General features: G+C 36.2%; 12 protein-coding genes. 6 read left to right on the forward strand and 6 right to left on the reverse strand.

What is annotated here, in order from left to right:
- Positions 1-199: 199 nt before the first annotated feature.
- Positions 200-625, forward strand: a complete 426-nt coding sequence (locus tag JIN86_RS12635) for a hypothetical protein (protein ID WP_004229759.1) — start codon at positions 200-202, stop codon at positions 623-625.
- 42 nt (positions 626-667) lie between these two features.
- Here the strand turns inward: JIN86_RS12635 and JIN86_RS12640 are convergent, their stop codons facing one another.
- Complete coding sequence (locus JIN86_RS12640) at positions 668-2,347, reverse strand: hypothetical protein (protein WP_202342077.1); 1,680 nt, start codon at positions 2,345-2,347, stop codon at positions 668-670.
- 132 nt (positions 2,348-2,479) lie between these two features.
- Between JIN86_RS12640 and JIN86_RS12645 the strand changes: the two genes are divergently transcribed.
- The 3 genes from JIN86_RS12645 (at position 2,480) to JIN86_RS12655 (ending at position 5,588) form a co-directional block, all read left to right on the forward strand.
- Positions 2,480-3,130 carry a lysoplasmalogenase gene (locus tag JIN86_RS12645; RefSeq protein WP_004229764.1) on the forward strand — a complete coding sequence of 217 codons (651 nt, stop codon included), beginning with the start codon at positions 2,480-2,482 and terminating at the stop codon, positions 3,128-3,130.
- 90 nt (positions 3,131-3,220) lie between these two features.
- A complete protein-coding gene (gene pepT / locus JIN86_RS12650) occupies positions 3,221-4,450 on the forward strand; it encodes a peptidase T (RefSeq protein WP_009371798.1) in 1,230 nt (409 codons plus the stop codon).
- Positions 4,451-4,625: 175 nt separating this feature from the next.
- Positions 4,626-5,588: a DMT family transporter gene (locus JIN86_RS12655; RefSeq protein ID WP_202342078.1), complete on the forward strand. Its 963-nt coding sequence runs from the start codon at positions 4,626-4,628 to the stop codon at positions 5,586-5,588.
- A 259-nt stretch (positions 5,589-5,847) separates the two neighbouring features.
- Here the strand turns inward: JIN86_RS12655 and JIN86_RS12660 are convergent, their stop codons facing one another.
- A complete protein-coding gene (locus tag JIN86_RS12660) occupies positions 5,848-6,279 on the reverse strand; it encodes a DUF4395 domain-containing protein (protein ID WP_004229767.1) in 432 nt (143 codons plus the stop codon).
- A gap of 119 nt (positions 6,280-6,398) precedes the next feature.
- Here JIN86_RS12660 and JIN86_RS12665 point away from each other — a divergent pair, with 119 nt between their 5' ends.
- Complete coding sequence (locus tag JIN86_RS12665) at positions 6,399-7,109, forward strand: Fe-S oxidoreductase (RefSeq protein WP_202342079.1); 711 nt, start codon at positions 6,399-6,401, stop codon at positions 7,107-7,109.
- A 61-nt stretch (positions 7,110-7,170) separates the two neighbouring features.
- On the opposite strand, the gene JIN86_RS12670 is transcribed toward JIN86_RS12665, so the two are convergent.
- Positions 7,171-7,854, reverse strand: coding sequence for a hypothetical protein (locus tag JIN86_RS12670; protein WP_004229769.1), 684 nt, complete (start codon positions 7,852-7,854; stop codon positions 7,171-7,173).
- A gap of 11 nt (positions 7,855-7,865) precedes the next feature.
- Positions 7,866-8,978, reverse strand: a complete 1,113-nt coding sequence (locus tag JIN86_RS12675) for a mandelate racemase/muconate lactonizing enzyme family protein (RefSeq protein WP_004229770.1) — start codon at positions 8,976-8,978, stop codon at positions 7,866-7,868.
- Between the two features lie 80 nt (positions 8,979-9,058).
- Between JIN86_RS12675 and JIN86_RS12680 the strand changes: the two genes are divergently transcribed.
- Complete coding sequence (locus tag JIN86_RS12680) at positions 9,059-10,300, forward strand: helix-turn-helix domain-containing protein (RefSeq protein ID WP_202342080.1); 1,242 nt, start codon at positions 9,059-9,061, stop codon at positions 10,298-10,300.
- 56 nt (positions 10,301-10,356) lie between these two features.
- Here JIN86_RS12680 and nhaC read toward each other — a convergent pair whose 3' ends face one another.
- Both nhaC and JIN86_RS12690 read right to left on the reverse strand, forming a co-directional pair.
- Positions 10,357-11,805 (reverse strand): Na+/H+ antiporter NhaC, encoded by a 1,449-nt coding sequence (gene nhaC / locus JIN86_RS12685; RefSeq protein ID WP_112118021.1) that lies wholly within the window; start codon positions 11,803-11,805, stop codon positions 10,357-10,359.
- 280 nt (positions 11,806-12,085) lie between these two features.
- Positions 12,086-13,195, reverse strand: coding sequence for an amidohydrolase (locus JIN86_RS12690; protein ID WP_202342081.1), 1,110 nt, complete (start codon positions 13,193-13,195; stop codon positions 12,086-12,088).
- Between the last annotated feature and the right edge of the window lie 51 nt (positions 13,196-13,246).

Genomic DNA, 13,246 nt, shown 5'->3' on the forward strand with positions numbered 1-13,246 from the left:
CCAAAATGGAATTACTATCGTATGATAATAATTCCATTTTTTACATAAAAATATTACCTACATATATTCAATCTAGGTATATTGACACGATCCCTTCTATAAATCTAACCATAAATTAAACGAAAAGACTCTTTCCTTTTCCAGCTATTCCATTCATATTAATAAATGATACCTATTAAAGAAAGGAGTTATACAAACAATGTCCAATATCAATAAACATCTTGCTCGCACCTTGGAACAACAACATAAGAGAAGTGTAAGAGGTTTATTCTTAAAAATTGAAGACTTAAATAATGAATGCACCCAATTAAGAAAAAGACTCGAGCCACATATTGATTTGAGTGTATATAAAAAACCCATTGAGTATGTCAATCAGTTCGTTTCTCATACTACAATTCTCAATTTAAAATTCATCACGAATACACAGAATTTAGAAGTAGTTGTCTTGCATGCTCTTTTATTATCCTATATTTTAGAAAACACTTACGGCGATGCTTTTAAATATGAAGATAAATTGTTACAGGGGTATATACAAGAAATCTTTACACTAAATGATCATGCTAAAAGATTATTTATGAACCATAGAGAAAAGATGCTTACCTATGTTCAAGAGCAAGCTACATAAAAAAGACGATCTTCGTAATAACAAGATCGTCTTTTGTTCTTTTTATTGTAGTCCTCTAATTATAAGTGAACGAACTGGTAGGAACTGCTCACCTGTATCGCCATAAGTGAGTATTACCTCATCACCCTCCTGTAAATAAATTGCTAAAGGTTCTGTTTCGGCACTCACTAAATAATTTTCACCATTGTTTAATAAGAAAGATACAGTTGTAAAATCGCCTAGACGTTCTTTATATACACGTAATACCTTACCACTTATTTGTTTTTCCTCAGCACTTGAGCTACCATCTACAGTATTTCCTCCTCGACTTAAGGCTGTTTTATATAGTTTCAATGCCTCCTTAGGAGTAGTAGCGTAAACGGAAATTTCAGGATTTGCTGCAGAAACAATAAAATAATTTTGTAAGAAACCATTGGAATCTAGCACCGCTGTCAGCCAGCTCGCTTCCCCATAAAAGTTATATAACACTGGCATTTCGCCATTCCACTTTTTCTCAATAAATTTCTTCTCTATTATTTGTAAATTACCTTGTGAATCCATATAACTTGAGTCTTGATTCCCTGTATAGTATGTTGCATTCCCTGTTCGTGCGTTTGTTAGTGAATAGCCTAACATTGAATCCACACCTTCTTTAGGGCTTGTAAAATCTGTAAAGTAATACATATCACCCTTCTCATCGAAAATTGGGCTAACATTCGACTCTGTTCCTTCATCAGAAGGAATCTTTACATCCTTTTTACCAAACATACTGTTCCAAAAACCATGTACATAATTACCGAAATAACTGTTTTGTAAACTTACTGTCTCTGGTGATACAGCACCATCAATGAATTCAGGTATTTGATCCAGTTTAATGACCTCTGATTTCCCCGTCAGCGCATCAACCAAGACAATTCCTTTCACATCAAAGCCATTACGCGCAGAAATAAATTCCCCATATGAGCGAATATAGTACGGCTTTCCTTCATCATCTACTTCCAACTGTACGTCACCATAAAAAACAAGGAATGGATGTTGTAAACGAATATGACGTTCTAAATTAGCATTTAAATATGCGGAAGGTACATATTTCATTTCCTCTTTAATAAATTTAGGATTATCCGCAGAATCTGTAGCACTCATTATGAAGTAACCAGGTGTTGTACCACCGTTCATCCATTTAAAGAATCCAGAAAATTCAACTGGTGCGATATAAACATATTCGCCCTTCACTTTTTGAATTTGTAAGCGCCCTAATTCATAGTAGCTCGTATTTGGCACTTGTCCGAAAGCCTTTTTCATTTTATTGCGAGCAAATTTCGGTGGTACACTTGCAGGTGTTTGTGTCTCATCGAATGGTTTTATTTCAACTTCTTCCTTCATTTCAGATGATTTAAATTTTTCATTAGCATTCCATAAGGGTGCTGATAAAACATACACAGCTACACCTAAACTTGCTAAAAATAAAACACCTTTTATCTTCCGTTCGATACCACTTGCTAGCAGAGCACCCGCTAACGTTAATAAAATAATAGCTGGCCAAAAAACAAGCCAATTTACATCAATTTTTGTTACATATAACGTAATCCCTGTGGCTAAAAACCCTAGTACAAAGACTCCAATAAAAAAGTATCCGATTACCTTTTTCGATTGTCCATCTTCTCTCTTCTTTGTAATAAGCGGTGTCACTAACACACTTGCGATCAATGCAATGACTGCTGAAGCTATTAGTAGCTTAGTCATTTGGTTCATCCTCTCTTCTTCTTTCTCACTACTTACTTTACGGTTACATACTAAAAAAGTTTCATACATACGTTGTACAGAAAGGAATTCTACCATAAATATTGAATTTCAAAAGGAAAGGAGCTGAAAAATTTGTTAAAAAAATTATTAATAGGTGTCATTATTTTATTGGGTCTTTATTATATTTTTCTCTTTTCCCATATTGCTGAAAGTTTAAAACTCATCTTTAAAGTGATTCCTATGTTGCTCATCATTATTTTAGCTGCGATTCAAAAGCCGTTACATATTAAAAAGTACCAACTTTTGATTATTGCCGGACTTGTATTCTGCATGATTGGAGACTATACATTGCAGTGGTTTTTAATCGGTCTAACTAGCTTTCTTATCGGGCATATCTTTTATATTTTCGCTTTCTCTACTGCAAATGAACGGCAAGTACCAACTTGGGCAAAAATACTTTTATTATTCTATGGAGCAAGTATGGCTATATGGATTGCGGGATCCGTCTTTAAAACAGGTGAAACCATTCTTGGTATTGCAGTAATCGCCTATATTTCTGTGATACTCACAATGGGCTGGACAGCTATTAAAACTGGCTCTACGCTGGCAACAAGTGGTGCATTATTATTTATTGCATCTGACTCTTATTTAGCTATTAACAAATTTGTCATGCCACTAGCATTTTCTCATGAAATTATCATGCTGACTTATTATAGCGCCCAATTACTTATTGCTTTAAGTATCCTTCAATATTCCGAAATCCGAAGTAAAGTGTTACAATAATATCAATTATGCCAAGGCATAATTGCGGCTGGAATCGGCTTTGTGAATGCACAAAGAACTTTAACATATACACATTAGGAGGCCATACTTATGAAAGAACAAGTAATTGAGCGATTAATACGCTATGCAAAAATTGATACACAATCAGACTTCACAAGCGAAACAACTCCTTCTACACAAAAACAATTTGACCTATTACATGTTTTAAAAGACGAACTTGCCGAAATTGGTTTGACAGACATTACATTAGATGAAAATGGCTATTTATTTGCCTCATTAGAAGCTAATACAGATAAAGAAGTACCAACTATTGGCTTTTTAGCCCATGTTGATACAGCTACTGACTATACAGGCACAAATGTGAAGCCACAGCGTGTAGATAATTATGATGGTGGAGATATTCAGTTAAACGAAAACTTAGTTATGTCTCCGACTGACTTCCCAGAGCTTAAAAACTATGTTGGCCAAACACTTATCACAACAGATGGTACTACATTATTAGGCGCTGACGATAAGGCAGGGATTGCCGAAATTATGACAGCAATGGAGTACCTCATTAAAAATCCTACTATTAAGCATGGTAAAATCCGTGTAGCCTTCACACCAGATGAAGAAATTGGTCGTGGGCCACATAAATTTGATGTCGCTGCTTTCGGTGCAAACTATGCCTATACTATGGATGGTGGACCACTTGGCGAACTACAATTCGAGAGCTTCAATGCCGCTGGCGTAAAAGTAATTACAAAAGGCACTAGCGTCCATCCTGGTTCAGCAAAAAATAAAATGGTGAATGCTATTACAATGGCCATCGCCTTCCAAAATGAAATGCCTGCTGACGCAGTTCCTGAAAAGACAGAAGGTTATGAAGGTTTTATTCATTTAATGAGCTTTAAAGGGGCTCTTGAGCATACTGAGCTTTCTTATATCGTGCGTGACCATGATCGCCAAAAGTTTGAGGAGAAAAAACAATTAATGCGTGATGCTGCAGCTAAAATTCAAGCACAATTTGGTGAGCAAGCACTGAGTATTACCATTGAAGATCAATACTTCAATATGGGTGAAAAAATTGAGCCTGTAAAAGAAATTGTTGACATTGCACGTACTGCAATGGAAAAATTAGATATTACACCGAATACCCTGCCGATTCGTGGTGGTACAGATGGCTCACAATTATCCTATATGGGCCTACCGACACCAAATATTTTCGCTGGTGGCGAAAACATGCATGGTAAATTCGAATATGTATCCGCTGAAACAATGGAAAAAGCAACTCAAGTTATCATAGAAATCGTTCAGCTTTTTGAACAGCAAGCAAAATAATAGTTTTAGTTTTGAGTGAGCTTATTTCTAACGCATTTACCTAAAGAATCATGAAAAATTTTCATAGCTACGAAGAGAGGTTTGTCCTCTCTTCGTAATTTTTTCAGCTATAATTACTGAATTTTCAAATTACATAAAGGGTTTGAGGTTATAAACTCAAATTGAGGTGATGTTTATGAAAGAAATTGCATTAGGTATTTTAGCTTCCCTTTTCTTTGCCGTGACATTTATTTTAAATCATGCAATGGAAATGCAAGGTGGTAGTTGGCTATGGAGTGCATCATTACGATATTTTTTTATGCTCCCTTTCTTGCTTATCATTGTCTTTTATCGTAAGGGCTTTTCACAGCTTTCTGGTGAAATAAAAGCACAGCCTATAGCATGGCTACTTTGGAGCTTTGTTGGATTTGTTTTATTTTATGCGCCATTAACATTTGCTGCTGCTTTTGGTCCAGGTTGGTTGGTTTCAGGTACATGGCAGTTTACAATCGTTGCTGGTGTATTATTAGCTCCTCTTTTTGTTTCGATCATTGCTGGTAAAACAGTGCGACAAAAAATACCTTTCGTATCCTTGCTTATTTCATGTGTCATTTTAGTAGGTATTTTGCTTATACAAATACCTCATGCACAATCAGTATCGTTTAAAAGTTTAATGCTTGGTATTTTACCTGTCATCGTTGCAGCTTTTGCTTACCCTCTTGGCAATCGTAAAATGATGGAAGTTTGCGGGGGACGAATCGATACTTTTCAACGGGTGTTAGGAATGACCATTGCTTCAATGCCAGCATGGATCATCATGGCTATTTATGCCATTCTTACAATAGGACTTCCCTCAGCAAGTCAAATGTTTCAATCATTGCTTGTCGGAATCAGCTCAGGCGTTATAGCAACAGTTTTATTTTTCATAGCTACGGATCGCGTAAGAGACCATCAAGGCAAGCTAGCCGCGGTGGAAGCAACCCAGTCAACAGAAATTCTTTTTGTTATTATAGGTGAGGTATTACTATTAGGAATTGCCTTCCCTAGCCCTATTGCACTTGCAGGTCTCGGAGTCATCATTGTTGGTATGCTATTACATAGTTACTATACAATGATTATCGGGAAAAAGAATGCTGTGCAACAAAACACAACTTCTTAGCAGTCTATTTTATGGGCTGTGTTTTTACAAAAAAAGACGACTCTATTCTAAATTTAGAATAAGTCGTCTGAGATTTTCACGTTCCCAAAAAATGAGGGGGGTTTTAGGAGCGTAATCATGAACTAGCAAACTTCTGGAGAAAAGTAGCTAAAGTTCATCCTCTCTACACTGTATTGTAGACGAGGAATAATCTTTATACGATAATGATAATCATTATCAATTAAAATGTCAATCATAATCTCATCATTTTTTTACTTTTTCAAAAAGATTTTTTTAATGAGCGTCGGTACTGCCATTGCTTCAACTGAAAATGTAAAAAACAGCCTATACAAAAGCCTGCTATTGCGATGGATGATGCAATTGCAACCAGGCCAGTAAAGATATGACCAACAACCTGCCAATGTAACAGATAACCGAATAAACCAGCTGCTAAACAAAGGCTAGCAATACTTGAATTAAATTTTTGCTGCTGAGCATCCTCTGGTATATATGTAGATGGAGCCTTTGTTAAAAAGAGCTTCCCTACACGAAGTATCGGGTTATAGTTGCATAAAATACCTAGTAAATTTGCAGCTAGTGGAATTACTAATATCCAGGTAAATCCTGTTACCCATGATAAAATGACACTCAGAAGAATCGTCCACTGGTTCAGTCTAACAAGTGGTCTTGGAATTGTATGAAGTTGCGACACCTTAAAACCCACCTTTCTGATATGTTTAATGTATTTTACAACATGATATTCCATTTGTGAAGCAAAAATGATTACTTTATAATGAAGTTAACAGATGTTCAAAGGAAAAGAGGATAACTATGCCAGCTTTAACAATGGATCAAGTTCAACAATTAAACTCGTACAGTATTTATACAACTGAACCTAAGCGGACTTTATTTACTTTAGCTGATATACATAAAGACTTTTACCATCCTGATTTTTTAAACCTTATGATGGGTATAACAGATGCAGCTACAGAAACAGCAGCTATTTCTCACTTTGCACGCCGCTATGGGATGTTTTTTGCTATGCAATTTTATATGCTTGCCGCTTATGACGAAGTATGGGATGGTAAGCCACTTGAATTGCGTTTTGATGCTGCCAAGGAATTTAATAGCTTTACTGTTGCTATGTTTGCTAATCCAAATGATTGGCGCTTCGTTGAGGAAGATGAACGCCAAGCTGTTATTGAAAAAATTCTTTACGATGGCCATGTCATTGTCCAACAGCTTCGTAAAGTAACCTCCATCTCCCCCCTTACCATTTGGGAAAATTTCTTCGGCTATTTGCTATGGCATTATCATATATTATTATCTAATCCCGGCTTAGCCGATCAAGCCATGGAGGATATTGAGGCTTTAGAGGACCCAAAAACATGGGCACGCTTCTCCAATAAATCTTGGTGGGCACAATATACAGGTGGTCTTAGCCCGACTAATTTAGTCAACGTTCCTGTAAGAAAATCATGCTGTTTTTCTAAAGATATCCCAGGTTTAATGGCTTGTGGTTTTTGCCCAATGAAAAAATAATAGAGCCTTTTAAAAAAGCCTTACCTTCCACAAATTCATGTGAATGGTAAGGCTTTGTGCTTTATTTTTCGTATACTACAAACCAATCGTTGTTTTCTTCAAACATAGACGTGCCAAGGAAACCTTGTTTTAAAAGTTGCTGTTGCGCAGTTGTGTCTCCCATCGATATCACTTGTTTTTCAGTAAAATTCGGGGACATCTCTTGTCGTAAGTCTTTATAAAAAATATAACGAAGCTTATCTACATATTTAATTTTTAATCCTTTAATAACGAGGTCTTGCGAGAATTTATCCTTTAAGCTCGGAATATTATATGGCTTTACAGTGGAGCAAACATAATCGTATTTTTCTAAATCGATATTTTCCATCACTACGGTAGCTAATGTTTTCTGTAATCCGTAACCTCGATATTTTGGTGAAACATTCGATATTTCCTGATATAAAACACGTTGAAATTCGTTTTCTGCAATTCCACAATCATAGCCAAGGTGTTCTTCATCAATTGGCGGATTTAACAGTGCACGAAAGGCAATTAATTCTTCCCCTACATAAGCACCTATCATCATTCCATGACCATTTAAAATATATTCAAATTCCTCTGTGCTTAAGGGTTGGAGGATACTTTGGTCTGCTAATGCCTCATAAACCTCAACTTGTAGCTCTTCAATTTGTTGTAAATGTTGGAGCGTTAATTTTATAACAAAAAACGGTGTCTCACCAAGCATACCATCATAGATAATTTCCATATTACGCCTCCTTAGGCTGTGACAACAGTTGAAAACTTACATAATTCCTGGATGACAGCTTCATCTACATCTACACCTAATCCTGGTTTTTCATTTAAGCAAATAAATGGTACATCATAATGTAAGTTCCCAACATCCTTTGAGAATTTTAATGGACCCGTTAGTTCTACACTCGTCATAATCTTCTTAGAAAATGCTACATGGAAACCTGCAGCAGAACCAACTGACGACTCTACCATGGAACCAACTTGACATTCAATTCCTGCCATTTCCGCCATCACAGCAAGCTTCATAGCAGGATAGATGCCACCACACTTCATTAATTTAATATTTACTTTATCTGCTGCACGCTTGGCAATAATTTCACGCATTTCACGTACGCCTCGTAGTCCTTCATCAATCATTAATGTCACATCAGACTTTGATTTAATTTCTACCATTCCATCAATGTCTTCGCTATCGACAGGTTGCTCTAGCCAATCGATATTTAAATCTTTCATAGCACGTAAACCTTGTAAAGTAGTGGCTGCATTACCCCAACCTTGATTTACATCCACTCGAATAGCAATGTCTTCGCCTACTCGCTCACGTACCGCTTTTATACGGGCTACATCACGAAGCACCTCTGTACCTACCTTCATTTTAAAAGAGCGATAGCCCATTTCTACTCGGTTAGCTGCCTCTTCTGCCATTGCTTCAGGTGTTCCAATACTTAGTACATGTGTGATTGGGAATTTTTCATGATAACGTCCACCTAAGAGTTGGTATACAGGCACCCCTAAGGCTTTCCCAGCAATATCAAAGCAAGCAATATCGATCGCTGCTTTTGCTGCGGGTACATCTTTCACAACTTTATTCATTTTATCGTGTAGCTTTTCAAAGGCCATTGGACTTTCCCCAATAATAGCTGGGACAAGCTGATGTTTTAGCACAGCATATGTACTTTCCCATGATTCACCTGTTACATGTTCATCAGGAACAGCTTCACCATACCCTACCACACCTGTATCGGTAGTTACTTTTAAAATAATGGAAGGCATTGTATCATATGTAGCATAACTAATGATGAATGGATCAATTAGCGGTAAATGTATAGCAAAAATTTCTACTTGTTTAATTTTCATCGTAATCAGTCTCCTCTGTCGTTTAAGTTGTCGCTAATACGTCGCTAAATGTTTAAAAAAATAGAAAAGGATCGATGCCCATGTCTACCAAAATAGCGATGATATGTTCAAAAGCATTTATGAAGCGTATTATTAGTATCGCACAAAACATAGCCGATATTCAATTAGAATTTTATCTTTACAGCCACCCCTCTGAAGCGCCTACTTTGATGAAGCAAATAAAACCATGTGATGCAATATTATTTGGAGGAACATTACCCTATCTACACACTCAATCATTACTTTCAGAAATTCCAATACCTTGGAATTATATTAAGCAAGATGAAACAACCATTTCTACAACATTGTTATCATTAGTAGCCAAACATGCTGTAGCTATCGACAGGATATCCATTGATGTAATGAATCCTGCATTCGTTGATAATGTTTTAGCAGAAATAGAATTTCGTGGTCAAAAGCCACATGTTCAGCATATTTCGATTACTGAACCAACTGAGAATATTTTAAAACGCCATATCGCCCTGTGGAATTCTAAAAGTATTGATTTTGTCATTACAAGTATTCATAGTGTATTTGATGAACTACAAGCACTTCAAATACCCTCAATGCGAATGTTAGATGCTACTAAGTCAATTATTCAATGCCTTGAAGAAACAAAATCAAAATCACTATTAACCAAATCAGAAGCTTTCAAGGCTGTAGTGGGTCTCTTAGAAATCCCTAAAAATTCTTCCATTGAATCAACTGTTTTAAGTGAAATTGCGAAAGCTACATTTTCAACCATTAAGCAAATTACAACGCATTCCTTTGAGCTATACACAACTGCTGGACATCTTCAAAATGCTCTCGAAAAGGAAAACTTAGAGCAGCTCATACAGCAAGTTGAACAACCTTTTAAGCTAGCATTCGGCTATGGCTATTCCATTTTGGAGGCCACACAAAATGCTCAGCATGCTTTAACATTTACTAAACCTTTTGAAATTTATATTCTTGATGAACATAAAAACTTATTAGGGCCTTTCCCGAATACAGAAGGTAAAATTTCTTTAAAAACCGATGATCCTTATGTTTTACAAATGGCTAAGCTTACAAGTTTAAGTCCATTGAATATCTCTAAAATAATCAATTTCAGTAACGAACGACAGTCAGCTCAATTTACATCTCAAAATCTTTCTGAATACCTCCAAGTAACACGACGTACTACAGAGCGTATTATTAAAAAATTAGTTGATAATGGTTATGTAAATATTGTTGGTGAAGAAATGACCCATCAGCAAGGACGTCCTCGTAAAATTTACCAATTGAATTTTGCAACTTACTAAACTGCTCTATAAAAGAATTCTCGTAGATACACGTGGATCTACGAGAATTTTTTATTTTAGTCAGCCATTACCATATTATCCGCATTTTCTGCTTCTATCGCCTTTTTACGCTTCTCAGCTTCTGCTATTTCTTCTGGCGTTAATTTAACAATAGCAAATCCAATGTATCCATAAATAATAGAAATAATTGGTACAGCAAAGTTAAGAATTGCATATGGTGCATATTCCATTGCACTTACACCTAAAGTTGCTAAAATAAACACACCACAAGTATTCCAAGGGAAGAAAACAGATGTTAGGGTTCCTCCATCCTCTAATGCACGAGATAGATTTTTAGAATGTAAACCACGTTGTTGATAGACACCTGCAAACATACGTGAAGGAACAACAATTGAGATATATTGCTCAGAACATGTTGCGTTAGTCGTTACACAAGCTGCAATCGTTGAAGCAATAAGACTTCCTGTAGATTTGGCAAATTTCACAATTACATTCATTAATGCCTTTAACATTCCTGAATACTCTAAAATACCACCAAATGTCATCGCTACAATCGTCATTGAAACCGTATTCATCATAGAATCTAAACCACCGCGGTTAAATAGCTCGTCTACCATTTGATTACCTGTAGAGATTTCAAAGCCAGCCTGTAATGCATGTACTGCACTAGCTGCTGAACCACCTTGGACAAAAATTTGTAGTAAGAAACCTGAAACAATCCCTATAATTAAAGCTGGAATTGCTGGCACTTTCTTAGCTACTAATACAATAACTCCGACTGGAACTAGTAATAGTAAAGGAGAAATAACAAAGCTCTCTTCCATCACTTTTAAAGTTGTTAAAATTTCTTCAGATTGCATTGAAACTTCTGCAAATTTTCTACCTAAAAATCCAAAAACAACAAGTGAAATAATCAACGCTGGAATTGTTGTATACAGCATATGCTTTATATGATCAAATAAATTAGTACCTGTTAATCCTGCCGCTAGATTCGTTGTATCTGATAGGGGTGACATCTTATCTCCAAAGTATGAACCCGAAATAACAGCACCAGCAATCATAGCCGCTGGAATACCCATACTTAAACCAATACCCATTCCTGCGACACCAATAGTCGCCATTGTAGACCATGAACTACCAATAGCTAATGACACAATTGAACATAACAGCATGATTGTAACTAGGAACCACGCTGGAGAAATTAACTTTAGACCGTAGAAAATCATCGTTGCTACGACACCGCCGCCAATCCATGCCCCAATTGTCAAACCTACTAAAATAATAATAACAATGGCAGGTAATGCCAGACGAATCCCTTTATACATCATCTCTTCAATTTCTGCCCATTTATATCCATGCATTTTGGCAACAATTGCTGCTACAGTTGTGCCAACAAGAAGAGGTACGTGAGGACTTTGCTCTAAAACAACTACTGTAATTAACATAGTAATAATCATAATTGCAAAAGTTAGTAGTGCCCAGCCCGCATTAATATCCTTTTTCATTTTTCCATCCCCTTTTTTTGCACCAAATCCCTTTTCGGTTTTTTCAAGACGCAAATAAATTTTTACGTTTTTTAGCTTAATATTCAAAAAATTAAAAGTCAACGCAAAAAATTTATGCTTCCCTAGCAAATCCCTTTATTTTAGCGTAATAAAACGTTTTCAAGTAGCAATAAAAAAACAATGCAAACCCTTGAATATCCATACATTATTAAAAATGTTCATGCAAAAAAGCTATATGAAAAAATAATTACATTTTTTCATATAGCTTTTTATAATTTTTTTATTCAGGTTTTTTTTCTAATACACATGCAATTACTTCCGCAGCATCAATTAAGGCACTACGATCAAATGACATTTTAGGGTGGTGTAATCCTGGTGTTAAATTGGCACCAATTCCAATCATTGCCGCTTTTAATTCCGGCTTTTTAACTGTATAGAAATGGAAATCATCACTGCCCGGTGTAGTTATTTCATCTGCTAAATGCTCTTCTCCCAAAGCTTCAATGATGGCATTCTTCGCCATGAGCGCAGCAGTTGGGGAAACTTCAGCACCTGGTGTGAAATCTACCCACTTCCAACTCATATCAATTTCAAATTGTTGTTGTATTGATTTCAAGCCAGATTCAATTTTACTGCGCAGCAATTCAAGTTGTTGATTATGTTGTGCGCGAACATCCATTGAGAAACTAGCATTACCAGGAATAATATTCGTACTACCCCCATCTGCAATAATTTTTGTTAATTTAGCAGAATGAGGTTCAAATGGTGATAAATGAATGCTGTGTAGCATTTGTTGCACGGCCATAATAACATCTATGGCATTTTTACCTTGATGTGGTCTAGCACCATGTGCATCTATACCTTGAATAGATCCCTCTAAAAAATAAGCAGCACCATGATGAATCGCAGGCGAAACTTTGCCAAGTGGTAATTCTTCTATTGGTCTTAAATGAACACCAAATAAATGTGATACTCCATCAACTGCGCCTCTATCAAACGTTGCGCACGCGCCATTTCCTAGTTCTTCAGCAGGTTGGAAAATGAAACGAACACGATGCTGTAAGGTGCGATCTTTCAGTAGTAATAATGCACCAAGAACCATTGAGATATTCGCATCATGTCCACACGAATGATTTGCTTGCCATTTCCCATCAACTTCCTGCCATAAAGCATCAATATCAGCACGTACTGCAACAATTTCATTACCAGTCCCAATTTCAGCTATTAATCCTGGTATATCACCTAATAAACGATAACTAACATGCAATTCATCCAGTATGGAAGCAATTTTTTTAGTAGTCTCAAACTCTTTCCAACTTACTTCGGGATATTGATGAAAATGATCAAACCATTGATAAATCGTTTCTTCTACTGTTAAAGCTTTCGACATAACTACACCTCTATACGCATTTTTGTTTCCCATTATACATGAATCTTTTTC

The organism is Lysinibacillus sp. HST-98 (assembly GCF_016757845.1).
In the GTDB taxonomy this organism is placed as follows: domain Bacteria; phylum Bacillota; class Bacilli; order Bacillales_A; family Planococcaceae; genus Lysinibacillus; species Lysinibacillus capsici.